Consider the following 26,008-nt stretch of genomic DNA (forward strand, 5'->3'; position numbering starts at 1 on the left):
GACATAAAATTATTCTAAAAGAGGAGGTGTTATGATGGATGATAGAAAAGGGACAAACATCAATAAACCGCAAAATATCTCTGTTCAAAATAGGGAAAAGATGCAAATAACAGGCGTAGACAACGTTGTAAGTTTTGATGATGAAACTGTTGTGCTGGAAACATCAATGGGGATTCTCACGATTAAAGGTCAAGAACTTCACATAAATAAGCTGAATTTGGACGATGGAAATGTATCAATAGATGGAGAACTTATAAGTATTGTTTACAGCGATAGAGGCGGATTAATGGGTAAATCTGGCGGTTTTTTAAGCAGGATGTTTAGGTGAATTTGAGAATTGATGTGTCCCTTTAAATCGTGTATTATAATAGTAGATGATTTAAAGGGGATATGCTTTATGGATACTTATGTACTTGTAGACTTTGATGGAACAATAACAAAAGAAGATACGTGCTATGCGATGGTAAAGGCTTTTGCTAAAGATGGCTGGCAAGAGATAGAGAAAGATTGGGAAGAAGGGAAGATAACTACAGAAGAATGTGCATTAGAGACATTTAAGCTTATGGACATGGATGAAGAAAAATTGAAATCATTGCTTTTGACGATGGAAATAGATTTATATTTTAAAGATTTCATGGAGCTTTGCAAAGATAGAGGCTATAAAGTTATAATAGCCAGCGATGGTTATGACTTCAACATAAGGACTGTCTTAGATAAATACAATATTGACATAGAGTATTTTAGCAATAAGCTTGATTTTCGCGACGGCAAAATTGTGGCATCATTTAATACATCTGATGATTGCGATAAATGTGGTTCTTGCAAGCTGGACATCTTAAAAAAATATAAGAATAAAAACACGCGTATTATCTATATTGGTGATGGTTACTCCGATATTTGCATTTCAAAATATGCCGATTTGCTGTTTGCGAAAGGTGTGCTATTAAAATACTGTGAAGACAATGGCATTCCATTCGTTCCATTTGAAGATTTTAAAGATATCATAGAATATTTAGAAAAAAGCGATAAACTATTTTAAGTTTATCGCTTTTGCTATTGGAGGCACAACTTGCTTTTTCCTCGATATGACGTATGGCAGGTAAAAATGATTGTCATCGATATTTATGTTAAATGCCCTTTCTAATAACTCCTTGTGATTGCCTGCGAACAAAAACAAAGAACCTTCGTTGATTATATCTGTCAGCATCAGCAAAAGCATATCAAAGCTTTTGTTTTTTCTTTCCTCCTCCATAAATTTGAGAAGATCATCTTTAAGATTTCCAATGCTTGACAGTGTATTGACTTGTCCTATACCAACTCTTAAGTTGCCGATTAAAAATTCTTTAAAGTCGGTGTAAAATATCTCTTCAACTGTCTTGCCTTTTAAAGATGTGCCAGCTTCAAACATCTTTTTGCCAAAAGACTCTATGTCTATCTCAGCTATTTCAGCCAATTTTTTTGCTGCCCTTATATCTTCTGGTGTGCATGTTGGAGATTTGAATACAAGGGTGTCTGATAATATGGCTGCACACATGAGTCCTGCAATACGCTTGTCTGGCGTTATACCTCTCTCTTCATAGATCTTATTGATTATTGTAGAAGAACATCCTACAGGCTGATTTCTAAACAGTATAGGTTGATTTGTTTCAATGCCGCCAACTCGGTGGTGGTCAATGATTTCAAGGATAGTAGCATCTTCTATCCCGTCAACAGCTTGAGACAATTCGTTGTGATCAACAAGTATTATTTTCTTTCTTTCATAGTCCAATATGTGGCGTCTTGCCAATAGACCCAATATTTTTCCTTCATCATCAACTACAGGGAAATTTCTATATCTGTATTTTAACATCGTCTGTCTTACATCATCTATGTAATCACTGTCTTTAAATGTGACAATGTCATCCTTGATCATTATCAATGACACAGGTAAGCACTGATTTATAAGCTTTATGGTATCAAAAGTGTCGCAAGGGACTACTATCAAAGTCGAGCCAAACTTTTTCGCTTCTTCTATGACTGCGGAAGATGGGTCTTCGCCGCCGGTGATTATTATAGTCTTTGCGCCTTTTTTTATTGATTCTAATTGTATGTTTTCTCTGTTGCCTACGATTAACGTCATACCGGGTTCTATTCTGCTTACTACGCTTTGTGTTTGCATGGCGGCAACAATTATGTCGCCTCTTACAAATTCTTCATTTTTTAATATTAGCTTTCCGTTTAATGTCTTTATGATGTTTTCAACGGGAATAGTGTAATTTGACAGCTCGTGTGATGATGTCAGGTATGCTTTTGCAAGGTCTCCCATAGTAGCGATGCCTTTTAATTTATTTTCATCGTCTACTACCACAATCGTCTTGGAATTGTTGTTTAATAAAATATTCCAAGCTTCATACATTGGTGCTTTTTCACTTATAGTAAGTGGCTTGTCATAAGCGATATCGCCAACCTGAGTATATACATTGTCTATCAATAGTGGTTCATTTACATTAAAATAGTCTAAAACAAATTGCGTTTCTCTGTTAATAGGACCAAGCCTTACTGGTACCGCATTTATTTTGTCGGCTATTCTCTTTAAATTAGCGTATGCAATTGCTGAACAAATGGAATCAGTATCTGGATTTTTATGTCCTGAAACAAATACAATACTCATATTCAATTTCTCCTTTGTTTAGATTTTTAAACTTCGTAAATAGTTTAATACGGAAGATTGTGTAAGATTATCAATGAATATCGGTTGGCGCATTAAATGAATCATATCAATTTCCTACATAAATATAATATAATATGAGGAGGTATAATGTAAATGGTAATGAATGTTGAGAGTCAACTTTATTCTTTTCTTGTCATGTTATATGGTGGCATAATAATCGCTATTTTATACGATGTATATAAATTGTTTAGATTTATACTAAGGCCAAAGAGGATTGGAACTGACATAGGGGATATAATCTATTGGATATTGGCTACAATCGTATTTATATTTTTTTTATATGTAAGCAATTATGCTGAAATAAGGTTTTACTCATTTCTTGGACTTTTAATTGGAATACTTTTGTACAACATATTTCTAAGTCCTATTGTGATGAAATTGTTGCTATTTTTTTATAAGGTCATGAGAAATACTGTCATATGGGTATATAAAATTGGGTCATATCCATTTGTTGCTATTTATAAAATTTTATCGGTACCGGTAAGATATATTTCAAGGATACTGGGTATTCCTGGTAAGTTAATCAATAACACAATATCACATTTTAATATTTTTAAGAGAAAAAAATAAAGGATTTTTCTAATAAATGTCGAATATATTTAAAAGACTAAAAATGTGTGAGAGGTATGTTAACCATGAAACAAAGGAGAAAAATGAAGTTAAAACCTGCTCTTTTGATTCTTTTTGTTGTGTACATATTATTTACTCTTGTAAAGCAACAAATAACATTAAATGTGTTGGATAAAAAATTGAATGCAGCTATTACACAGGTAAATGCTGCTGAAGAGGAGAATAAAAAATTAAACAATCAGATAAAATATATAAAGACAGATGAATTTATCGAAAATGAAGCCAGGCAAAAATTAGGGCTTATCAAAAAAGGAGAGATAATGTTTATAGATACTGCTAAGGATGCACAAAATTCCTCGAATTAAGGCGAATTTTTTTAATATGCTTGATAGAAATGACTTTTTAATATATAATTAAACATATTAGTAATCAAATAAGAAGAGGGAGGATAAACATTTATATGCCATTTCAGGTAGGAGAGGTAGTTGAAGGAACTGTTCTAAATATCACAGATTTTGGAGCGTTTGTTCAATTACCAGAAGGCAAAACAGGGCTAGTCCATATATCAGAAGTTGCTAATACGTATGTAAAAGACATAAACGAGTTTTTGAAAGAAAACGACAAGGTGAAGGTAAAGATTCTTTCTATGGATAAGGGCGGAAGGATAAGCCTATCAATAAAAAAGGCTTTGCCAAAGCCAAAACAAGCAAAAAGCAACAAAGGCTATGACAGTGACAATTATAGCAATCGGAATAATAATATATCTTTTGAAGAAAGGATATCAAAATTTTTAAAGGATTCTGATGAAAGGCAGCAGCAGCTTAAAAAGAATTTTGATTCAAAAAGAAGAGGCGGCGGCTACAAAAGAAACGCTAGTTATTAAAACTTCGGGCAAGCCCGAAGATTTTTTATGGGAGGACTATTATGAGGTGTTCTGTTATCGATATAGGAACAAATTCTGTCCGCCATCTTATGTGCGATGTAGATGGGAAAGAAATTAAACACATAAAGAAGGATGTTAAAGTAACGAGGCTTGGTGATTCTGTATCAAAAAATGGGAGATTGGCCAGCGATGCTATTGAACGAACAGCAAGTGCAATAAAAGCTTTTTTAGATGATGCTGAAAATCTCAAGGTACAAGATATATATGCTTTTGCTACATCTGCAGTGAGAGATGCTAAAAATGCTGACAGCTTTATAAATGAACTTTCAAAACTTGGCATAAACGTTGATATAATAGATGGTGAAACTGAAAGTCTTTATGGATATATTGGTGCCTCATACGGAATAAAAAGAGAAAATGTATTGGTTTTGGATGTTGGTGGAGGGAGTACAGAATTTTCTTATCTTAACGGAAACCTTGTGAAAAAAAGCTTTGATATAGGTGCTTTAAGGCTTACTGAGAAATTTATAAAGAATGATCCTATTACGATCGATGAGTACAACAATATAAGTCTTTATATAACAGATATGCTTACGCCATTTATAAGCGAAAATCAAGAAATACCTACAGATGTAGTTGGCATAGGTGGTACAATAACAACACTTGCTGCCATGTCACAGGGTTTAGAAATCTACTCGAGAGAATTAGTTCATGGATATGTACTTAGTAAAAGCGAAATAAATAGATTGCTGGATTTAATGATGTCGTTGCGCTTGGACGAGAGAAGACTTTTAAATGGCTTGCAGCCTGAAAGAGCTGATATTATCGTTGCTGGCACAATAATAGTCTATACAATTTTAAAACTTTTGAACTGCACTTCAATTACCGTAAGCGAATGGGACAATCTAGAAGGTGCTTTAGTAGAAAAATATATATCAGTACTATAAATGCATGTAGAGCATTTTCATTTTTAAAAGCTTTCTCAGGCCAATACTACTACTGAAGCATTATCTATACCATTTAAGGCTCCTTCGTAGCGATATACCCAGTAATTAGAACCGTTTACTGTAACGAGGCAAACTTCGTCCTTTTCAATATATTGGGCAAAGTCTTTTATCTGAATTCTGATGCGAATTTTCTCATCTATAGATATTTTTTAAATTGTACTACAAAATTGTAAACAAATTGTGAACAAAATAAAAATATACAATATAGGTATAAAAAGTTAAAATGCAAGGAGGAATTTGAAGAATTATGTAGAATTATATTATATAAAGTTGTTAGATTGTGTAGTAAATTGTCGTCTACTTTAGATAATGCAAAAAGTGCAGGACATCGACGACAATGTATGAATTTATGTTTTAAGTTTTTATCAGGAAGAATGAGAGATTACTAAATTGTCAAGCAAGAGAGCTTGACATTGATATGTTTTCTTGCAAAAAGAGAATGGCTTAATAAGAGGAAGTGAACGTGTTTTTAGCCTACCTACGAGGAATTGAAATCGTTTACGTATAATTCTGGAAGTCCTTGCTGGTTTATCGGTTTTTAGCCTACCTACGAGGAATTGAAATTAATTTGGAATAAAATTTATAAAAGTATCCAACCATGCGTTTTTAGCCTACCTACGAGGAATTGAAATTATGCGGAGGTGTTCCTTCTTCCAGATACCTACCATATGTTTTTAGCCTACCTACGAGGAATTGAAATTTGTTTTCTGTGCTTTCTGCCTCTTTCTTTCTGCTGTCGTTTTTAGCCTACCTACGAGGAATTGAAATAAAGCAGTTGACACAAACAATAAAGAAGAACTCGAGTTTTTAGCCTACCTACGAGGAATTGAAATCAGAAAGCGATATTAAAAAAATATGTGAGATCTTTAGTTTTTAGCCTACCTACGAGGAATTGAAATAATGGCATTAGTTGTGGCAATATTAATGTCTTAAAAGTTTTTAGCCTACCTACGAGGAATTGAAATACAGTAACTTCTAATAAAAACATAATCTTTTTATAAGTTTTTAGCCTACCTACGAGGAATTGAAATTCATCATCGCACGTCCAACAGGCGTTGTTGTATCAAAGGTTTTTAGCCTACCTACGAGGAATTGAAATTTTTCTGTTATAAGCAAAAAAATAAAGGACTTTTAAGTTTTTAGCCTACCTACGAGGAATTGAAATCTTAAAGGACCTTGCTCGTCAAAAAACGTGCATTGAGTTTTTAGCCTACCTACGAGGAATTGAAACGTCCATAGCCTTCTGTACGCTCTGGAAGGCGTATTACATGTTTTTAGCCTACCTACGAGGAATTGAAACTATGTGCCATATGCAGTGGCAATGGTGGACGCTTTTCGTTTTTAGCCTACCTATAAGGGATTGAAACATAAAATGATTTCCTCCTCCTAAAATAGATAAGGTAATTAAAAACGAAAAGAAGGTGTTTTTATAATGGGCAAGAAAGAAGTTGAGATTTGTTTTGAGACAATAACTCCTTTATGGTTCGGTGATGCTTGGCAAAAGAATGAGAAGGTTCGACCTTCAGCTTTAATAGGGAATTTGAGATTTTGGTTTTCTGTATATTGGAAATTTATCAAAAGGGGTCAAATTGAAAATTTAGATGATAATGGTATTCCTATAGATAGTTTATTAAGTAAAGATTATAAAACTTTTCCGGATATTTTATTGAAACACATACGGGATGGTAATATAGGTGATGATTTTAACTTTGACAAGGAAGTTGATAATGTATTAAATGAATTAGAATTGCCTGTTCCTTCGCGAATATTTGGATGTACTGGATGGGATAGTAGGGTAAATATAGAAATTTTAGAGTATTGTACTAATAAGTTGAATTTGAAGGAAATAGAATTTAATTTCCCAAATGACGTAGAAAGCAAATTTTGGATAGAAAAGATTCTTTTTCAAAGCATGAATAATATCAATGGTCATGATAGATTGAAGATTAAGCTTAAAACTATGTCATATTGGTGGGATACATATCTTAAGGATTTTATTAGTTTTTTTGGAAATAAAATTATTCTTATTGGAGGTAAACTTTCTTTTGGATTTGGATTTGCAAAAATCAAAATTGAAGAATTACAGGATGTGAAAGAACAGGATGAGAGTATTGGTAGAAATAGCAGTATTAATAACTTCCTGTTAGTAGATAAAATAGAAGGAATGAATTATCACACAGGCAAAAAGGTTTTGGGCTATAATTTTAAATATCATCTAAGAAAAAATGAGGAAAAAAAGTTTAGAGAAAAGAATTTTGGCAGTAAAGGTAATGCCTCTAAAGTTTATGTATCACATTTGCAAAAAGAAGATAATAATTCTGTATATCTTATTGTTTTAAATAATTTATATGACAGTTTATCTATTCCTGATTGGATAGTTGATAAATATAAAAAACAGCTTAATGAATATAAAAAGGAAGTGTAGTAAGATGCCAACATATGATTCTTTTGTAGAATATAAAAATGATAAAAATAAATTTTTAAGTGAATGCGAAGAAAACATAAAGCCTTTTATAATTTTGAAATATGGTTTTGTTAATAGCAAAGAGGATGAATTGGAGAATTTCAAAAAAGACAATAAAATTTATTGTATAGGGGATAAAAACAAAATACAGAATATATCAGGAATTTTAGATAATTGTGAGAATGTTAGCGTATATATTAAAAAACTTTTTCCGTATTCATTTATTATTTGGTCAAAATTTAAATTAAAACAGCCATATTTTTCAAAAGATGATGATGATTTTTATATAATTTCAAATCCTGTATTAAAAGAAAAAGCTTTTAAAGTGCCAATGGTGCGAGGAAGTGGATGGAAAGGTACTTTGGCTAATGCTTTCAAGGACTTAATTAATGAAAATATTGATATAGGTGACAAGGAGAGAAATCGAACTTTAATAGAAAGCTATATTAGAATTTTTGGTACAGGATCAGAATATATGAAAAGTTTAGAATATTATTATAAGAAAAGATTAGAGAATGAGGCTTACACTATTAAATATTTAAAAGATTCATTATTTAGACTATTACTTTTTGAATTTGGCATTAAATTAACAAAAGAAATGTTAGAAAATATAAGAAAAGCCAATACTAGGGAAGAAATTTTTAATATATTAAATGATGAATATTTTGCGAAAATTGAATCTATAAATACTCATAAAGGAAGAGCTATATTCTATCCTACATACTTTGATAGATTATCGCTGGAAGTGTTTAATCCTCATGATAGAAGGAAAAGAGCAGGTACACAGCCTATTTATTATGAAGTGGTTCCTGAAAGTACAGAAGGGATATTACAGATTATATACATTCCGTTTGATGGCATGTTAAATGAAAATGACATATTAAAAAGCGAAGCGGAAAATGATTTGAATAATATTTTATTGGCAATTGAAAAAATATCCCAAAATGGTGTAGGTGCAAAAACAAAACTTGGATGGGGAACTTTTGAATTTAGTGAAAAATATTATTATGTAAATGAAGATTTAGAGATAAAAGAGGAACTTAAAGAAAAAGGGTGGTTGAAATGCCAGAATTGAATTTGGAAAACTTAAAAAATTATAAAGATGAGATTTTAAAAGCGGAAATAGGTGCATTGTTATTTAATTTAGGTAAAACACATGTGGGATTTTCATTTTGGAAACCATATTTTCCAAATTCAAATTGTATATGGTCGACATACAAAGAATATGTTGATAAATATCTGGATAACGAACTTAAACAAATTAATAAACAACTTAAAGATTTTATAGATTCTGTACAAGTAAACTTAAGTTTTCAATCATTAAAGCTGAAAGAAATAATGCAAGGTAGCAAAAGTTCTTCAGAATTTGTTAAAAAAGTTTTCTTTCGTGGATGCGAAAACATAAATTCCGGTATAGATAAAGGCAGTCTTGGAGAACAAATAAAAGGTAATTTATGGATTTCGGATGCTTTTGGTTCTTTTAAGAAAAAAGTAGAGTTGCATGATTTAGATGATCAAAGAATTTGCTTTTACAATAAGCTTAACAACTTCTTATCTAGTAACAATTATTACACAAATCCTGACTGGCAAAAAATAAGAAAATTTATTTTCACGGAGATTAAAAATTGGTATTCGAGACTCTTAAGTGACTCTCGTTTTCCAATAAATGATGTTACCCTTTGGGATCAAGCCTATATGACTGCTACAATGTTTAAGGCCGTATTATCTAATTTAACTATTCTTAAAGACAGCAAGAAAAAGGTGGAGGATTATAAAAAGTATTATAGTAACATCAAATGGCGTATTCTTGGTATACAGTACGATAAACTCAGATTAGCAGAAAAAGGTTACAAACCTCAACAAATACAATGGTATAGAGAAACTGTAGGAAAAATAGATGAGGAAATAAAGAAGCTTTTGGAATATGAATATCCCATTGGAAATGAAATATACAGGGATGAAACAGGAATATATTTATTAGTTGGAGAAGATTTAGTTGAGGATTCACAAAAAGATAACACTCTTGCGGAGTTACATATAGGTGAAATAAAAGATAAAATATTGGCAATTTGTGAAGATAAATCTTTTGGTGAGTTTTATCCCGCAATCTTTCTTACTAAAGCTTCAAGAGGCCTGATGAATTTAAGTTATATTCTTGAGAAAGCAAGAGAAAATTTCTTAAGAGTAGACTGGAGCAAAAAACAAACTGATGTATGCATAGAAAAATCAGAAAGTAGGAGAGCAATTGGTATATGTCAGGTTTGTGGACAAAGATTTGTGTTTGAAAAAGATAAAAGTGGCGAAAATAAAAATATATGTGATATATGTCTAAAAGAAAAAACGCAAGGTAGGATTGATAAATGGCTTGAAGATACGAGTAAAGAAACTATTTGGATGGATGAATTGAAAGATAAGAATGATAAAGTTGCATTGGTGACAATTAAGTTTGAATTGCATGACTGGTTAAATGGAGATATGCTAAATAGTATAACGTTGCAAAAAGGCATTGATTTTATGAAAGAAGTTAATAAGCTGAAAGACGATCTTAAGGATATTTATAGAAATAATCAAGACAAAGAAGTTGCAGATACTGTTTTGAAAAATTATACAGATAAATCTCTTCATAAATGCAAGGTCAAAAATGATGTTATAGAAAGTTTATTACTTGAACGTTCTATAGGTGACAGATGGGAAGAATTTATATGCAAGAAACTATCTGATTGGGATGATAACAACAATAAACCTTTAAAACAAAAAATAGACTTTAATGAAAGAAAAATAATGTGGGCTCAATTAACTGATGATGACATAAAATTTTTATCTATGCTTATTCTTCAATTTCTTCTTCGGAAAAATCCTTCTCCAGCGAGATTGAGAAGAATATGGGAGAGTACTCAGGAGTTTTTTGAAGATATAAAGAAGAATATATGTGCTTATGCGGATATCCCAGATAAGAGGATAAAAAGATATTTTTGGAAAGATATAAAAATTAACGGTAAAGATGAAGATATCCCAGATGGAGAGTATTATGATGGAGAAGCAGTTTTTTGGGCTAATAAAGGCAAAGTTTATTTGATATCTTATATTAAGGATTTGACAAATGATACAAAATTTAATTTAAAACGATGTGAGGATAAGAAAGATATAAGTGTGTCACTTGATTTAAGCGCAGCAAAAACAGAAGATTATCGACCTTATTTATCAATTATAGACCCTACTCCAATTAGTTGGCAGTTTATTATACCTGCTGAGTATGTACTAAATTTGATTGATAATGTTATGAAAAAATATAATGAAAGTTTTAAATTTGTTTATGGAAAACTACCACTTCATATAGGTATAGTAGTACAGAATTATAAAAATCCTCTGTATGTTGGTATAGAAGCTTTAAGGAAAATTAGGAGGGATTTAGAGAACACAAAACAACTAATAACGGAAGTGAAAGCGTCTAAAGTTAAGGATATATTAAAATGCCAAAAGATTGAGGAATCGCTAAACAATACTCATAGATATTACTCTTTATATTATGGTAATCATTCCAAAGGATACAAATTTTATATTAACCCCGAAGATAGAGGTATGCACTGTATACTAGATATTGACGAAATTGGAGAAAGTGAAGAAATCAATATTATCCCCAATACTTTTGATTTTGAATTTTTAGATGCAAATGTTAGAAGAAATGATATCTACTATGCGGAGAATAGTGATATAAGTAGCGAGAGAGGTGGAAAGAGAAGATTATATATTAAAAAACAAAGACCATATAGTATTGAAGAATATTGGAGCAAATTTAAAAAATTTAGGGATTTATTTGGAGGGAAGAATAACAAAAGTATTAGAACTACTAAATTGCATAATTTAATTTCTATAATTTATGATAAGATTAATGATTGTGAAAAATTTAAGGAGCATCTTGCTTCAAGTTTTATAAATATTCTTGATTTAAAGAAAGATGTTGAGTTAAAAAATGGTATTGCTGATATTTTAGGAATAAATACAGATAATAGCGATTTTTATAAGGAATTAAAAGATAAAATGACTGAAGAAAATTTAATGTTAATTTTAGATATGTTTGATTTTTGGCATAAATCATTGAAGGAGGTATAAAACAATGTGTGAAAATACAAATAAATTTGATAAAGAGGTTAAAATTTATGGTATGGCGATGGACCCAATTTATGTTGGAACAGGAGGATATACAATAGGACGAGTTGATAATACAATTGTGAGGGATCCAATAAATAGACTTCCTAAAATTCCTGGTTCAAGTATAGCAGGGACTTGGAGGTATTATGTGGCTCTAAAAATCCATGAATTTTTTGAAGATGACGAGATGCGAATTAAAAAAAATGAAAGAAGAGATAAGAAGTTAGAGGAAATTTTTATTCAAAATTCACCAGAATGGGTTGTGAAATTTGAAGGCAATAGATATGCAGGAATAAAATGTGCAGGACATGATGACTTATCTACTGCTACTTTAGAGGAAAGCAGGGAAAAAGAAACTGGTCATTGTGGACATTGTATAGTTTGCAAAGGTTTTGGTTATTCAAAAAGAGATATGAGTTGGCAAGGTATGATGTATTTTAGTGACTTAAATATTTTGTTCTTTCCTGTATTTACAATGTTAGGTACTAAATGGATTACTACAAAAGAAATATTGGAAAATGCTAATTTATTTAATGGTGAGTTAAAAGTTAATAATGATGAAAATCATGAGTATGTTTATGCATTAAAAGAAATTGAAAAAGATAAAGAAGCTGGTTATATAAATATCGGATGGCTTTACTTGCCATATAAAATAGAAAATATGTCGATAGACTTAAATAAAATTAAAATTGAAAAGTTTATGTTAAATTATGAAGATATTATTATTGTATCAAAAGAGATATTTTCACAAATTGTGAATTCTAACCTTGAGGTTAGGACATCCGTATCTATAGATCCGATAACTGGTGCTGCAAAAGAAGGAGCATTATTTACTTCAGAAGCAATTCCGCGGGGAACGATATTTTACGGCAATTTGAGAATATTTGATAAATCAACTTTTGTAGGATTAGACAAAACAAATGATTTACCTGATTATGATATGCTAAAAGACGCTTTAAATGATTCCAAACACTTTTTTGAAACCTTAGGTATCGGCGGTATGACAACGAGAGGTTTTGGAAGATTAAGAATTAATGAATTAGATTGAAATTGAAAAGTTAAAGTTCAATTATTCTGATTCATAAAATACAGGAGGGAGTAATGGTGGGAAAGAATAGCTTAGAAAGTGTTATCAGTCAAATTGCTTTTGAAATTGTAGATGAGAAAATTTTAGATGCAAATGAAATCAATAAATTTTTAGGTGTACTTTCTAATGATGGAGTTTATGCTATGTGGGTATATGCTTTATATAAAATTGGTTGTGAATTTTCTCCTAACATAAATTTGGAAAGTATGCGTATTTTTAAATTGTTAAAGAAAATTGCAGAGTTAGATAAGTATGTAACGAATTCTTTAAATTATGAGAATTTAATTAAAGAAATTTCTGGCTTGGGAAAAGAAATTTTTGATTTAGAAAAAGAAATTAAGGAAATAGATTCGGATACAACAAATAATAGATCAGAAGAAATGAAAAAATTAAAAGAAAAAAAAGAGAAAGAAAGACGAAAAAAGCTAAATGAATATTTTATTAATTTAGCAAATGAAATAGACACACTTCTCTTCTTCAAAGATTTATTAGAAAAAACATTAATTTATGCTCGTTACCATGCAAAGGCTATGGAGGAATAAGAATGAAGTGGTATGAACTGATTTTTAAGCAAATCCAGCCTATACATATTGGTTCAATTAAATGGGGAGTTATAAACGAAACTGAAATTTTTATACCTGGTTGGACTATGTGGGGGGCTTTAACTAATCAGTATTTAAGAGCAAAAAGATTTAACGAAATTGATAAGGCTAAAAGAATATTTGAGCATATAACTAATTTTTATCCATGTATAAAATACGAAAGGGATGAATGTTTAAATAAAGAACCGCTATTTCCTAAATATAAAGAGGGGAATTTTTACATAGGAGATTATTTTGAGGATGAATTTAAATTTGATTTTGTGGATACTATTGTATCAACTGCAATAGAGCCATTATCAAGGAAAGCAAAAGATGAAAGCATTCATGAATTTGAATTTATATTGCCAGTATCAAAGCAAAATAGGGATAAACCAAAACAGCTTTATTGGATAGGATTAGTTGGACTAGAAGATGATATGATAGATAATATTAAAAGTTTTTTTAAAAGTTCTTTAAAGATATATATTGGCGGAGATGCTAAATATGGCTTTGGAGAGTTGAAATTAATTGAAATCAGTGAACTAAATAACAAAGACGGAGATGTAAATCAAGAACTTAAAAAGTGGGATTTGGATGAAAATGGTTATTTGTTTTTATATAATGAGAAAGATAATCTAACTTTAAAACATTTTTTTAAATTTTCCAATATGATAAATTTTGAAGGAGAAATCAAATTACTTATAGAATCTGACTTTAGTCAAAATACGCCTAGAATTTTAAATGCAAATTATTTTGTAAACATAGGGAGTAAAATAATCAATAGAGAGAACTTAAGAAATTACCAACTTTTTAAAGGTAAATTAATAAAAACTAAATAGTTTTTAAAATTTTATTTACTTATGAGTAAATTTTTATCATCAAAAATAAGCAACCTCTCTAATTTAAGAGAGGTTGTGGCAATTTGAGTGCTTGTTTTAAAATTAAAGGCAGGAGTGATCAGATGCCATTAATAGTAAGAGAGTTACTGCATTTTGTTGTACCTTTAATTAGTGCAGGCATACTTGGTATTTTGTTTATATATATTAGCAATAAAATAATGATAAAATATTATAATTATTCAAAAGAAGCTGCTTACAAAATGTCTTTAGAACAATATATAGAAATAATGTCGGTTTTGACGGTATTAGATTTCTTAAGAGTTTTTCTACATTTTCAGTTTAACATTATACAATGGTCGATTATAGGTGTACTGATTGTAGAATTGATAAAACAAATAATAAAAGATTTAAAAGATTTATAGTGCAAGGAGGAATTTGAAGAATTATGTAGAATTATGTTATATAAAGTTGTTAGATTGTGTAGTAAATTGTCGTCTACCTTAGATAATGCAAAAAGTGCAGGACATCGATGATAATATAGGAATTTACGTTTTAGCTTTTATCAGGAAGAATGAGAGATTATTAAATTATTAAGCAAGAGAGATTGACATTGATATGTTTTCTTGCAAAAAGAGAATGGCTTAATGATTCGATTATTTTAAAGCTACTTAAGCTGGTATTGCCTAATAGACGAAGAAAGAGAGTTTTATCTGGAAAGTTACTGGTTTAGAAGCAGATTATATATTCTATCTTTCTATATTGTAGAATTTATATAATTGTAGTATTATATGGATAGAGTAATCGGATATAGCAGGGTGTGGTTGCAACTTTCCCACGAAGGGAAGTGGTTGCTTATGATGAATACATATGAAACATTATCTCTAATGATAATGTTTGGAATGTTCGTCATAGCAATTCTTAGTTTTAACAAAAAAATAATAACCACCCTGCTGCAACCAGAGTGGTTATAACTTTATAACTTACGCTGGGCGACCGCACTTTGTGGTGCCGATTACTCTCACTTATATTATAACACGATGAGAATAAAGTAAACAACATTTTAAAGTTTCGTTCTTGTATAATGAAGGTGGGATTTATAAATGCTTTTAAGAAAGCGGTTAAAAAATAGTAGATTAGGCTATCAACTTATTTTTGCAGGTGCTTTACTTATTTCTTTTATAGAAATTATCATAAGATACAAAGTTAGAGATTTTTCAAGAGGACTTTTTATAGGTGTATGTATTGGTTTGGAAATATTAGGGATTATTGCTGCCGGGAGATATAATAAGTCAAATAAAATCAAATAAAGCAGTACGGATTTTTCGTTTTCGCTTTGCTCAAAACAAAAAATCCGAATTTATAGTGCACCTCTGCTTATTTTGTAGAAGTGCTTTTATTTTTTTGTATATTTTTATGGTCTTTATATATTAAGAAAGCAGAGAAATGGAAGGAAGATGTATGAGCCGAAAATACGATATAACGATGAAAAATATTTTTCTGATATGTCTGATGACATAATGAGTTATTTTTTAGGACTGCAATATACGAAAATCGATGAACTAAATATAGAATTTGCAAGAGTAGAACGCAGAGACAGTGGCATGATATTCAAATGTACAACAGACAAAGGAAAAGTGGCTGTTCATATAGAATTTCAATCAGAAAATGACGAAAAGATGCCTTACAGGATGCTTAGATATTCCTTGGAGATAATGGAAAAGCATAATCTCTTACCATATTAGATAGTAATTTATATAGGCAAAGATAATGCAAACATGGAAAATAGCTTAAACTACGACTTTGAAGAACAAAACACATTAGACTATAAATACAAAATAATAAATGTCGGCGACATAAAATATACTGATGTTGTAGAAACAGACTATTATGACTTGTATTCGCTTCTTTCAATGATGGATCAAAATAAAAGGAAAGAAGAAGGAGAAAAATATCTGGAAAGATGTGTGAGGCTATAAAAGATATTCCATTAGACATAAACAAAAAGAAAGACATAGCGTTTAAGGCAGAAATATTATCGGGCATAATTTATAAAAGAGAAGTTATTGAGAAAGTTTTTCTGGAGATGATAAGGATGTTTAGGATTGAATAATCTGAAATGTACAAAATGATAATAGAAAAAGGCACAGAAAAAGGAATTAAAAAAGGCGAAAAAGAAAAAACATAAAAATAGCAAAAAAGTTATTAAAAGAAGGTATGGACATAGATAGAATAGCAGAAATTACAGAGTTACCAAAAAAGTAGATAAAAAAATTGAAGAATTAGGATAAATTGGTTTTCGAAGATTCATGGTATCTGTAAAAAAATAGAAAGGAAGAAAGAAACAAGTTTTATTACTCCTGAAATAGTCATGAAAATATTCAATGCAGATAGAGAGGTAATTAATTCTTTAAGCGATCCAAAAAAATAAAGGAAGTGCTGAAAAAATATATAAAAAAATCACCGTTTATCCAACTGAAATAAAATGTGAATTCTATTTCGGGATAGGTGATGATTTCCGTTCTTTGGAAGTAGCGGCGAGTGGAGTCGAACCACCGACACTGCGGGTATGAACCGCATGCTCTAGCCAACTGAGCTACGCCGCCATGTTTGGTTGCGGGGGCAGGACTTGAACCTGCGACCTCCGGGTTATGAGCCCGACGAGCTGCCAACTGCTCCACCCCGCGATGTACTATTCAATTGGTGCCGGAGACCGGAATCGAACCGGTACGGGCTTTAAAGGCCCGCAGGATTTTAAGTCCTGTGCGTCTGCCAGTTCCGCCACTCCGGCAATCACATCAACCAGCGACATCATTAATTATATTACATAAAAGACTATTAGTCAATACCTTTATGCCATATTATTCGGTGTAGATTACAATAAAATTTTGACATATTTGATGATGAAAGTGACTAATAGTAATCAATTGTTTTTTTATTTAATTTACAAAGAAGGAATTAGAAGAATTATGCAGAATATATTTATATAAAGTTAAATTTGTCGTCTACATTGGATAAGGCAAAAAGCACAGGATATCGAGACATTTTAGAAATTACTTTTAAGGTTTATAGGAAGGTGGGATGTTTAAAATTATCAAGAATGATTGATTGATATTGGCCTAATTTACATAAGAAGAAAGTAATTTTACAATTTTACAAAAGATGTGAATAAATGTTTTTAGCTTACCTATGAAGGATCGAAAAATATTAGCTAAATTTGACAAAAGTCGTTAATTCTATATAATTTATTATAGCGCTTTATGAGAAGTTAAAAAATTAACGAATTAAGGAGGACTAAAATTGATAACTGTATCTAAAGATGAAATGCTTGAGTTTTTTAATAAGTTAACAACTTTTTTACCATTACTTTTTGAGGACAGTGTATCTTTTGCCATTGTAGATAGAGAAAAATATTTGGAGATAAAAAATTGTGATGAGCTTCCTATTAATGCAAAAGTAGGTGATGCAATTCCAGAAGGTGGTGCAGCTTTTGAAGCCATTAGAACTGGAAACTACATTATAAAAGATGTACCGAAAGAAGTGTATGGAGTGCCGTTTAAGTCATATGCTATCCCTATAAAAGACTACGATGATACTGTAATTGGGGTTTTACTTATGGGGAAAAGTTTAGAAAAAAGACACAAAGTATTATCACTATCCGAAAATCTTGCATCATCGCTTGAGCAAATATCTTCGGCCATTCAAGAGGTTTCCTCTGGAGTCGAAATTGTGGTTAATTCTAATACTAAGATATTGGAAGAAGTAAATAAAGCTATTGAAAATACAAAGGGCACTGATGATATTTTAAAATTTGTTCAGAATATTTCTAAACAAACTAATTTATTGGGATTGAACGCAGCCATTGAGGCCGCAAGAGCTGGTGAAAAAGGTAAGGGCTTTACTGTAGTTGCTGAAGAGATACGAAAGCTATCTAATAGCAGCAGTGAATCAATAAGTAGAATAGACTCAATATTGGAAAAAATACAGGAATCTATTAAAAGTATTTCTGACAAAATAAATGCATCAAGTTCATTTTTTGAGACACAAGCTACTGCTTTTGAAGAAATTAGTTCATCCATAGAAGAATTAAGCGCTACTTCTCAACTTTTAGAAGAATTAGCAAGGAATTTATAGGATTATAAAAGCAGTGTGGATTTTTTATTTTCGATTTGCTCAAGAAAAAAATCTGAATTTATAGCGCACCTCTGCTTATTTTGCAGGAGTGCTTTTATTTTTATAGAGGCAATAATTTGCTTCTATCAATTGCTGTTATCAAACAAATATCAGAGAAGATAAAAAATATTTTTTAAGCATACTGTTAGACTGAACTCTAAAAGCATGAAAGATGTATTTCATTCTACTTCAAAATTTCTTCTGATAGATCTTCTGGTAAACATAATGATTCGATTATTTTAATAAAAACTTGAAAGAAGTCTCCCATTCTCTTTAGGTGGGAGATGAATTTCTATTGTCTACCATGGAATTATATGTTATAATATTATCAGGAGTAAAAGAGTGAAGTGGTGATATAATGCTGATATTAGATAATAATAATCATTCAGTATTCTTATTGTATTATCATCTTATAATGGTTGTAAAATACAGAAGAAAAGTAATAGACGATAACATATCAAATAGATTAAAGGAGATATTTGAGAATATATCACCTAATTATAATATATCACTGCAAGAATGGAATCACGATAAAGACCATGTACACATACTTTTCAAAGCAGAGCCAAACTCTGAAATATCTAAATTCATTAACGCTTATAAAAGTGCATCGTCTAGACTCATAAAAAAAGAATATCCGCAGATAAAACAAAAACTTTGGAAAGAATATTTTTGGTCAAGAAGTTATTGCCTTCTTACAACTGGTAGTGCACCTATAGAAGTTATAAAACAGTATATAGAAAGCCAAGGTGAGAAAAGATGATGATATGTCAGCATTTTCTCATAGAGCCAACAAAAGAACAAGAAGAAAAGCTTTTTTATACATTGTATTTGTGCCGCAAATTATACAACTATTCACTGGATCAAAGAATAAAACATTACAAACAATATGGCAAAGGACTTACATATAAAGAACAGCAGAACATGCTTCCAAAATATAAAAAAGAACATACAGAATACAAATTAGTACAGTCGCAAATATTACAGGATGTGTTGAGAAGATTAGATAGAGCATATAAAAACTTCTTTGACAAAAGAGCCAAATATCCTAAATTCAAAGATAAATATCACTATACATCCATAACACTTCCGCAATGCGAAGCAAAAAGAAACTTTGGGAATATGTATACATAAAAAATATAGGACATATAAAAATCAAAGCACATAGGAACTTTGATCCAACAAAAGTCAAAACAATAAACATAAAATACCATGCAGGAAAGTGGTATATAAATCTATCAGTTGAAGTAGAAGAAGAAAAAGAAAAAACAGTCATAAGAGAAAAAGCAATAGGAGTAGACAAAGGAATAAACTCAATAGCTGCAACATCAGATGGAGAATTATACTCAAATCCTAAATGGCTACAAAAATCAGAGAAGAAACTAAAAAGACTGCAAAGACAACTTTCAAGAAAAAAGAAAGGAAGCAAAAACAGAGAAAAGCAAAAGAAAAGATTAGCGAAACTTCATGAAAAAGTAGCGAATCAGAGAAGGGACTATCTACATAAGATAAGCTATAACATAGTAAAACATAATGACATCATATGCATTGAAGATTTGCAAGTAAAAAATATGATGAAAAATCATAAACTTGCAAAATCAATAGCAAATGCAGGATGGGGAATGTTAGACAAATATCTCCAGTATAAAGCAGAAAAAGAAGGGAAAAATCTTCGTAAAAGTAAATCCAGCATATACATCACAAAGATGTTCAAGATGCGGGGAAGTAGTAGAAAAAGACTTATCAGTAAGAATACACAAATGCGAGTGCGGATTAGAGATAGACAGAGATGTAAATGCAGCAATGAATGTACTATATGAAGGATTAAAACAATTAGGCATAGCAGCATAAGAGTAATAATTTTGTAGGGAAGGTTCCTCCCGAAGTTACGCCTATGGAGATTGTGTAAGACCTGCTGTGAATAGCAGTAGGCAACGGTCTATGAAGTAGGAAGCTCCACCCTCTATAGGATGGAGTAGGTTCACCAAAAAAATAACCGCCCACTGCAACCAGAGTGTTTATAAATTTAGACACAGTTTTGTTACAAAATTTACATTTTTTTAATATATTTGCAAATGGAATTTTGCTATGGTATAATTTAATTAATTTAATAATATGCTATAACGCTGAATTCGTATGAAACGGGGAAACCAATTTTGGGGTGAATCCATTTGTATGGAGGGGTTATCTTTCGACCCTAACCCGTCAGCTAACCTCGTAAGCGTTGAAAGAGGAGGAAGTAGCATGAATATATTTGGTACAACTACCTTCTATTAGTTGCCGGGTTTCAGCTATAGATTTTCTCTATGGCTTTTTTAATACTCTAAAATAGAAGGAGGTTTTTAAATGAGATTACCTATTTTTTCTGTCATTGGTGCTGGCAATGGTGGGCAGGCGATGGCGGCACATCTTTCGTTGATGGGTTTTACAGTCAATTTGTACAACAGATCTCGTGAGAAATTAGTTCCTATTTTAAATAATGGTGGTATCTATCTTGAAGGTGTCGTAGATGGATTTGCAAAGCTTAATATGGTCACTGACGATATGGAAGACGCTATAAAAGATGCAGACATAATCATGGTGACTGTTCCTGCGTCTGGACACAGTGACATAGCTTATGAAATGTTACCACACTTAAGAAATGATCAGATAATAGTTTTGAATCCGGGAAGAACTTTTGGCGCTATAGAGTTTTATAACATTGTTAAAATTAGAGACGATATAAATGTGGTAGTAGCAGAGACTGATACGTTTATATATGCTTGCAGATCGAATAATGGCATTTCAAAAATTTTCAGGATAAAAGATGTGGTTTCACTGGCATCTATACCGGCTTGGAAGGCTGATTATGTTGTTGATTTATTGAGATTGGCTTATTCGCAGATAGTACCTGCTGAAAATGTTTTAGAGACTAGTTTAAATAATATAGGTTCTATCTTTCATCCAGCGCCTACACTTTTGAATTCTGCAAGAATAGAGACTACAGAAGGTGATTTTCAATATTATCTGGAAGGCATATCACCTTCGGTGGCTAAAATATTGGAAAGAATGGACAGGGAGAGAATAGCAGTTGCCCACGCTTTAGGTGTCAATGCTGTTACAGCGCTTGATTGGCTTAAAGATGCATACGGCGTTATTGCAGACAATCTGTATGATGCGATTCAAAAGACAGATGCTTATAGAGGCTTGCTTGCGCCAAAAAATCTTAATAGTAGGTACATTTTTGAAGATGTGCCAATGAGCTTGGTGCCTATTTCATCGATTGGCAAACAATTAGGCATTCCTACTTATACTATAGATTCCATAATTCATTTGGCATCGTGTATGCATGAGGTGAACTATTGGAAAATCGGGCGCACAGTAGGGAAACTGGGATTGGAAGGGAAAAGCGTAGAAGAAATAAAGGAAATGATAGAGGGGTTAAAGGAGGAGATCACTGTCGCATGAAAAAATATATTATTGCAGCTTCTATAGAAAATGACGTCCATGTTGCGGGAGTATATAGATTTTTAAATATGGCAGAGCAGGAAGGGTATAAAGTGGATTTTTTAGGTCCTGCTACATCTATTGATAAGTTGGTAGATACAGTGACTTTAAAGAAACCTGATATAGTAGGTGTAAGTTATAGACTGACTCCAGAAACACTGAAAATCATATTGAATGAGCTTAAAGATAAAATACGAAAATATGGTTTGAACAATATTAGATGGATATTTGGAGGCACAGAGCCCAATTGCTTAGTTGCAAAAGAGTCAGGAATATTTGAGGAAATTTTTGATGGAACTTTTGGTGATGAGTACACAATTTCATACCTAAGAGGAGAGAAAGCTTCACATAGCGAAATAGAATATGGTAAAGATGTGGTTGAAAGGATTGAGAAAAGCTATCCTTATCCTATAATAAGGCATCACTTTGGGTTGCCTTCGTATGATGATACGCTTAAAGGTGTAAGGAGGATTGCGGAAGAAAAAATTCTCGATGTGATATCTATAGCCCCTGATCAAAATACGCAAGAGCACTTTTTTGATAAAAAGTATAAAGCATCGCTTGATGGGGCAGGTGGTGTGCCTATAAGGACTGAAGAAGAATTCAAAAGACTTTACGATGAGTCAAGGCGTGGAAATTATCCGCTGCTTAGATGTTACAGTGGAACGAATGATGTCTTTAAAATGGCAAAAGTGTTAAAAGACACGATAAACAATGCCTGGGCAGCTATACCCCTTTGCTGGTACAATGTACTAGATGGCAGGGGGCCAAGAGAAGTAGAAGAATCCATTAGAGAGAACCAGATGTTGATGAAGTGGCACGGCGACAGAAACATACCCGTTGAGGTAAATGAAGCACATCACTGGGGGCTTAGAGGTGCACATGATGCCATTTATGTGGCGGCAAGCTATCTTGCAGCGTACAATGCTAAGAGAATGGGTGTAAAGACATATATAGCACAGTTTATGTTTAACGTTCCGCCGGCTACATCTCCTAAAATGGACCTTGCTAAAATGCTGGCATCTATAGAACTTGTTGAAAGCCTTCAGGATGATAACTTTAGAGTGTTGAGACAGGCGAGGGCGGGGCTTGCAAGTATGCCGCAGGATCTTTTTGAGGCGAAAGGGCAGCTTGCTTCCAGCGCATATCTTTCCATGGCGATAAAGCCTCACATATATCATGTTGTAGGTTTTTGTGAAGCACATCATGCTGCTACGCCAGATGATATAATAGAAAGTGTGAAGATTGTAAAAGCTGTAATAAAAAATACCTTATCTGGCATGTTTGATTTTACTCAAGATTTAGATTTTTTAAAGAGGAAAGAGGAACTAATAAATGATGCGATGGTAATAATCAATGCCATAAAGGATCTTAATACACTATGCAGTGATCCGCTGTCAGATCCACATACACTATCATTGGCGATAAAATTGGGAATTTTAGACGCACCGCATCTTAAAGGAAATAAAAGCGCAAGTGGCATGCTGACTACAAAGGTCGTAAATGGTGCGTGCTATGCCTATGACTATGATAGCAATAGGATTATTAAAGAGGAAGAAAGAATATATAACATAATTCAAAATTACCAAAAACTCATAATCGTAGCTTAAAAAATAGTTATTATCGGGTGTATACACAAAATATACATCCGTTTTTTTTTATGTTTTCTATATAAATTTTTTTTGAGAAAAACATATTATAAGGAGAGGCAAATACAATAGGAGGTGATGAATAATTGTTAATAGTTGTAGATCCTGGCCATGGCGGTTCTGACAGTGGTGCTATAGGATATGGCTATTTTGAAAAAGATATAAACTTAAGCGTATCTCTTAAATTGAGGGACGTTTTAGAAGCAAACAATGTAGATGTAATTTTGACAAGGGATAAAGATATAACGTTGGGGCTTAGCGAAAGGTGCGATATTGCCAATAAAAACAATGCAGATTACTTTGTTTCAATTCACTGTAACAGCTTTAAAGATTCTTCTGCGAAGGGGACAGAAACTTATTCATATCCTGGAAGCACTTCCGGAGCAAAATTGGCAAAAAGCGTGCAGCAAGCTATTGTGACAAATTTAAAAACAGCAGATAGAGGTGTAAAAACAGCTAACTTCTATGTATTACATCATACAAATATGCCATCAATATTAGTTGAATTAGGGTTTATAACAAATAAGGATGATTTAGATCTTCTTTTGAATAAACAAAATCTGTATGCTGCATCTATTTCAAATGGAATATTAAATACTGTAGGTTTAAAGCAGACGAATGGTTCCAATGATATAGAAAAACTTCATCAAATGGGCATAATCTCTGATTACTACGATCCAGAAAGTTATGTAAAGTGGAAAGATATTGCAGGTGCATTATTAAAAATTATAGGGGGTTAAAGAAAATGAAAGACCTAATCATGACTATATTGACAGCAGGGCTGCAATTGGTGATACTTGCTACATTAGGCTATGTCATAAATTATTTGTATTCAAAGATAGGCACTGAAAAGACAAAAAGGTATTTCGAGATAGCGAAAATGATTGTAAGAGGAGTAGAGCAGGAATTTGGTGCGGGAAATGGTGCTGATAAAAAAGCAGAAGCGGTAAACCTTATAAAGAAGATAGTGGGAAACAAGCTGACGGATGAAGAAATAGACAAATTAATTGAAGCTGCTGTGTTTGAGATGAACTACGTATTAAATCTAAAGGGGCTTAGCACCACAAGCAAAAAAGTTTAAAAAAATGACTGCTGCAAGCTATATTAGCGTAGTCTTGCAGTAGTCTTTTTTTTACGCTTGTGTAATGACGCTGTCGTTTTTTACTTTCGATTTTTCGCCTTCTGGTTTTGTAAGTTTGATTTTAGGAAGAACTAAATTTAAGATTATACCTGCTAGTGTTGCAGGACCGACGCCTTCAAACACGAAATTTCCTGATCCTATTTTGATGCCGCCGACACCGAGAGTTAAGATTACTGATGCTATTATCAAATTTCTGCTGTCAGAAAAGTCAACCTTATTTTCTACTAATGTTCTTATACCTGCGGCTGCAATCATTCCAAATAGGATTATGGTGACACCGCCCATTACAGCTTGCGGTATGACTTGTATAAGTGCTCCTATCTTCTGGATAAAGCTTAGAAGTATCGCTATGACAGCGGCACCTTCTATGACTCTTGAGCTGTATACTTTTGTCATGGCTAAAACACCGATATTTTCTCCATACGTCGTGCTTGGTGGACCGCCAAACAGTGCAGCTATTGACGTTGCTAAGCCATTTCCCAGCATGACTCTATGAAAACCTGGATCTTTTATCAAATCCTTATCAACTATATTTCCTATTACAAGGACATGACCTAGATCTTCGATTATTGCAACTAATGCTAAAGGTGCAATAAGTGTCACAGCACCCCATGCAAGCACTGGTGAATGACCGATAAGAAATGAAAATTTCGGTACAGCAATCCACGAAGCTTTAGCGACAGGAGAAAAATCCACAAGACCTCTGAATATGGCGAAGATGTATCCGCCGATGGTTCCTAGTAAAATTGGTATAACTTTCATGAATCCTTTTCCAAACATGCTGAATATTATTACAAGTGCGGCTGTAACTAAAGCCGTAGGCAAGTCCTTTTGTGCTTCTTGTATCGCTGTAGGTGCCAAGCTTAAGCCAATGATCATTACAACAGGACCTACTACTACAGAGGGAAGAATCCTTTCAATCCAATCGATGCCGGTTAAGCTTATTATTATGAAAACTGCCACGTACACAAGCCCCGCGGCTATCATGCCGGTGAAAGCGCCTCTTACGCCGTAAGCTTTTGTCGCTGCTATTATAGGAGCGATAAATGCGAATGATGAACCTAAATATGCAGGAACTTTTCCTTTTGTCATTAAGTGAAATATTAATGTACCAAGACCTGATGTAAACAACGTTACGGCAGGGTCTAATCCTGTCAAAAGAGGTACCAGTATTGTTGCGCCAAACATTGCAAAGACATGTTGAAAGGACAGCGGAACAGCTTCATTGATAGGCGGTACATCTTGTATACCGTAAAATTTGTTTTTCATGAC

Annotated in this window: 25 protein-coding genes, 3 tRNA genes, 4 pseudogenes, 1 CRISPR repeat array and 1 riboswitch; of the genes and pseudogenes, 26 read left to right on the forward strand and 6 right to left on the reverse strand. The window is 32.3% G+C overall.

From position 1 onward, the window contains the following. Positions 1-34: 34 nt before the first annotated feature. Together yabP and ACZ42G_RS01380 are read left to right on the forward strand one after the other, a co-directional pair. Positions 35-328, forward strand: coding sequence for a sporulation protein YabP (gene yabP, locus ACZ42G_RS01375; protein WP_014757749.1), 294 nt, complete (start codon positions 35-37; stop codon positions 326-328). A 69-nt stretch (positions 329-397) separates the two neighbouring features. Next, on the forward strand, positions 398-1,039 hold the full coding sequence (locus tag ACZ42G_RS01380; protein ID WP_464851107.1) for an MtnX-like HAD-IB family phosphatase: 642 nt from the start codon (positions 398-400) through the stop codon (positions 1,037-1,039). Here the strand turns inward: ACZ42G_RS01380 and ACZ42G_RS01385 are convergent. Next, positions 1,031-2,650 (reverse strand): putative manganese-dependent inorganic diphosphatase, encoded by a 1,620-nt coding sequence (locus ACZ42G_RS01385; protein ID WP_085112389.1) that lies wholly within the window; start codon positions 2,648-2,650, stop codon positions 1,031-1,033. The two genes, ACZ42G_RS01380 and ACZ42G_RS01385, sit on opposite strands and share 9 nt — an antisense overlap. 153 nt (positions 2,651-2,803) lie before the next feature. On the opposite strand from ACZ42G_RS01385, the gene yabQ reads away from it, so the two are divergent. The 4 genes from yabQ to ACZ42G_RS01405 all read left to right on the forward strand — a co-directional run bounded on the left by yabQ (position 2,804) and on the right by ACZ42G_RS01405 (position 5,110). Then, entirely contained in the window at positions 2,804-3,280 is a 477-nt protein-coding gene (gene yabQ, locus ACZ42G_RS01390; RefSeq protein ID WP_085112388.1) for a spore cortex biosynthesis protein YabQ, read from the forward strand. An 83-nt stretch (positions 3,281-3,363) separates the two neighbouring features. Then, positions 3,364-3,645 carry an FtsB family cell division protein gene (locus ACZ42G_RS01395; protein WP_274893862.1) on the forward strand — a complete coding sequence of 94 codons (282 nt, stop codon included), beginning with the start codon at positions 3,364-3,366 and terminating at the stop codon, positions 3,643-3,645. Positions 3,646-3,740: 95 nt separating this feature from the next. Continuing rightward, a complete protein-coding gene (locus ACZ42G_RS01400; protein ID WP_085112386.1) occupies positions 3,741-4,163 on the forward strand; it encodes a S1 domain-containing RNA-binding protein in 423 nt (140 codons plus the stop codon). Between the two features lie 41 nt (positions 4,164-4,204). Beyond that, positions 4,205-5,110 carry a Ppx/GppA phosphatase family protein gene (locus tag ACZ42G_RS01405; protein ID WP_464851108.1) on the forward strand — a complete coding sequence of 302 codons (906 nt, stop codon included), beginning with the start codon at positions 4,205-4,207 and terminating at the stop codon, positions 5,108-5,110. Here ACZ42G_RS01405 and ACZ42G_RS01410 read toward each other — a convergent pair. After that, positions 5,106-5,292 (reverse strand): annotated as a pseudogene (locus ACZ42G_RS01410) (IS701 family transposase); the annotation flags it as partial. The gene ACZ42G_RS01405 and the pseudogene ACZ42G_RS01410 sit on opposite strands and share 5 nt — an antisense overlap. Positions 5,293-5,635: 343 nt before the next feature. Then, positions 5,636-6,537: direct repeats of the CRISPR family, unit length 30 nt; unit sequence GTTTTTAGCCTACCTACGAGGAATTGAAAT. A gap of 65 nt (positions 6,538-6,602) precedes the next feature. On the opposite strand from ACZ42G_RS01410, the gene cmr1 reads away from it, so the two are divergent. The 11 genes and pseudogenes from cmr1 to ACZ42G_RS01465 all read left to right on the forward strand — a co-directional run. Further along, positions 6,603-7,595, forward strand: a complete 993-nt coding sequence (cmr1, locus tag ACZ42G_RS01415) for a type III-B CRISPR module RAMP protein Cmr1 (protein ID WP_274893865.1) — start codon at positions 6,603-6,605, stop codon at positions 7,593-7,595. A 4-nt stretch (positions 7,596-7,599) separates the two neighbouring features. Continuing rightward, a complete protein-coding gene (locus tag ACZ42G_RS01420; protein ID WP_274893866.1) occupies positions 7,600-8,709 on the forward strand; it encodes an RAMP superfamily CRISPR-associated protein in 1,110 nt (369 codons plus the stop codon). After that, positions 8,697-11,744 carry a CRISPR-associated protein Csx11 gene (locus tag ACZ42G_RS01425; RefSeq protein ID WP_274893867.1) on the forward strand — a complete coding sequence of 1,016 codons (3,048 nt, stop codon included), beginning with the start codon at positions 8,697-8,699 and terminating at the stop codon, positions 11,742-11,744. The genes ACZ42G_RS01420 and ACZ42G_RS01425 overlap by 13 nt, the downstream gene beginning before the upstream one ends. A gap of 4 nt (positions 11,745-11,748) precedes the next feature. Beyond that, positions 11,749-12,831 carry an RAMP superfamily CRISPR-associated protein gene (locus ACZ42G_RS01430; protein WP_274893868.1) on the forward strand — a complete coding sequence of 361 codons (1,083 nt, stop codon included), beginning with the start codon at positions 11,749-11,751 and terminating at the stop codon, positions 12,829-12,831. Between the two features lie 56 nt (positions 12,832-12,887). Continuing rightward, entirely contained in the window at positions 12,888-13,412 is a 525-nt protein-coding gene (locus ACZ42G_RS01435) for a hypothetical protein (RefSeq protein WP_274893869.1), read from the forward strand. Positions 13,413-13,414: 2 nt separating this feature from the next. Next, positions 13,415-14,290 carry a hypothetical protein gene (locus ACZ42G_RS01440; RefSeq protein WP_274893870.1) on the forward strand — a complete coding sequence of 292 codons (876 nt, stop codon included), beginning with the start codon at positions 13,415-13,417 and terminating at the stop codon, positions 14,288-14,290. Between the two features lie 122 nt (positions 14,291-14,412). Next, on the forward strand, positions 14,413-14,712 hold the full coding sequence (locus ACZ42G_RS01445; RefSeq protein WP_274893871.1) for a hypothetical protein: 300 nt from the start codon (positions 14,413-14,415) through the stop codon (positions 14,710-14,712). Between the two features lie 468 nt (positions 14,713-15,180). Further along, complete coding sequence (locus ACZ42G_RS01450) at positions 15,181-15,261, forward strand: hypothetical protein (RefSeq protein ID WP_464852077.1); 81 nt, start codon at positions 15,181-15,183, stop codon at positions 15,259-15,261. 129 nt (positions 15,262-15,390) lie between these two features. Next, positions 15,391-15,597 carry a hypothetical protein gene (locus ACZ42G_RS01455; RefSeq protein ID WP_274893872.1) on the forward strand — a complete coding sequence of 69 codons (207 nt, stop codon included), beginning with the start codon at positions 15,391-15,393 and terminating at the stop codon, positions 15,595-15,597. A gap of 151 nt (positions 15,598-15,748) precedes the next feature. Further along, positions 15,749-16,552, forward strand: a pseudogene (locus tag ACZ42G_RS01460) (Rpn family recombination-promoting nuclease/putative transposase). Between the two features lie 55 nt (positions 16,553-16,607). Beyond that, a pseudogene (locus ACZ42G_RS01465) lies at positions 16,608-16,860 on the forward strand (recombinase family protein); the annotation flags it as partial. Here the strand turns inward: ACZ42G_RS01465 and ACZ42G_RS01470 are convergent. The 3 genes from ACZ42G_RS01470 to ACZ42G_RS01480 form a co-directional block, all read right to left on the reverse strand. Further along, positions 16,820-16,893, reverse strand: a tRNA-Met gene (locus ACZ42G_RS01470). The pseudogene ACZ42G_RS01465 and the gene ACZ42G_RS01470 sit on opposite strands and share 41 nt — an antisense overlap. 5 nt (positions 16,894-16,898) lie before the next feature. Then, positions 16,899-16,974 (reverse strand) — tRNA-Met (locus ACZ42G_RS01475). 14 nt (positions 16,975-16,988) lie between these two features. After that, a tRNA-Leu gene (locus tag ACZ42G_RS01480) sits at positions 16,989-17,078 on the reverse strand. 824 nt (positions 17,079-17,902) lie between these two features. Between ACZ42G_RS01480 and ACZ42G_RS01485 the strand changes: the two genes are divergently transcribed. The 9 genes and pseudogenes from ACZ42G_RS01485 (at position 17,903) to ACZ42G_RS01525 (ending at position 24,676) form a co-directional block, all read left to right on the forward strand. Then, on the forward strand, positions 17,903-18,421 hold the full coding sequence (locus ACZ42G_RS01485; protein WP_464852078.1) for a methyl-accepting chemotaxis protein: 519 nt from the start codon (positions 17,903-17,905) through the stop codon (positions 18,419-18,421). A gap of 400 nt (positions 18,422-18,821) precedes the next feature. Then, complete coding sequence (gene tnpA / locus ACZ42G_RS01490; protein WP_464852080.1) at positions 18,822-19,223, forward strand: IS200/IS605 family transposase; 402 nt, start codon at positions 18,822-18,824, stop codon at positions 19,221-19,223. After that, on the forward strand, positions 19,220-19,594 hold the full coding sequence (locus ACZ42G_RS01495) for an RNA-guided endonuclease InsQ/TnpB family protein (protein ID WP_231560459.1): 375 nt from the start codon (positions 19,220-19,222) through the stop codon (positions 19,592-19,594). Before tnpA ends, ACZ42G_RS01495 begins: the two co-directional genes overlap by 4 nt. Beyond that, positions 19,555-20,079 (forward strand): annotated as a pseudogene (locus tag ACZ42G_RS01500) (RNA-guided endonuclease InsQ/TnpB family protein); the annotation flags it as partial. The gene ACZ42G_RS01495 and the pseudogene ACZ42G_RS01500, both read left to right, overlap by 40 nt. 49 nt (positions 20,080-20,128) lie before the next feature. Further along, positions 20,129-20,311, forward strand: coding sequence for a transposase (locus ACZ42G_RS01505; RefSeq protein ID WP_231560461.1), 183 nt, complete (start codon positions 20,129-20,131; stop codon positions 20,309-20,311). A 263-nt stretch (positions 20,312-20,574) separates the two neighbouring features. Then, positions 20,575-20,698: riboswitch (cyclic di-AMP (ydaO/yuaA leader) on the forward strand. A gap of 108 nt (positions 20,699-20,806) precedes the next feature. Next, a complete protein-coding gene (locus ACZ42G_RS01510) occupies positions 20,807-21,907 on the forward strand; it encodes an NAD/NADP octopine/nopaline dehydrogenase family protein (RefSeq protein WP_464851109.1) in 1,101 nt (366 codons plus the stop codon). After that, a complete protein-coding gene (locus ACZ42G_RS01515; protein ID WP_464851110.1) occupies positions 21,904-23,556 on the forward strand; it encodes a cobalamin B12-binding domain-containing protein in 1,653 nt (550 codons plus the stop codon). Before ACZ42G_RS01510 ends, ACZ42G_RS01515 begins: the two co-directional genes overlap by 4 nt. A 125-nt stretch (positions 23,557-23,681) precedes the next feature. Next, positions 23,682-24,335, forward strand: a complete 654-nt coding sequence (locus ACZ42G_RS01520) for an N-acetylmuramoyl-L-alanine amidase family protein (protein WP_274893877.1) — start codon at positions 23,682-23,684, stop codon at positions 24,333-24,335. A 5-nt stretch (positions 24,336-24,340) separates the two neighbouring features. Next, the gene (locus ACZ42G_RS01525) at positions 24,341-24,676 is read left to right on the forward strand and encodes a phage holin (protein WP_045408839.1); all 336 of its coding nucleotides are present in this window, start codon (positions 24,341-24,343) and stop codon (positions 24,674-24,676) included. Positions 24,677-24,727: 51 nt separating this feature from the next. On the opposite strand, the gene ACZ42G_RS01530 is transcribed toward ACZ42G_RS01525, so the two are convergent. Then, complete coding sequence (locus ACZ42G_RS01530; protein WP_464851112.1) at positions 24,728-26,005, reverse strand: uracil-xanthine permease family protein; 1,278 nt, start codon at positions 26,003-26,005, stop codon at positions 24,728-24,730. Positions 26,006-26,008 lie beyond the last annotated feature (3 nt).

The organism is Thermoanaerobacterium calidifontis (assembly GCF_055381745.1).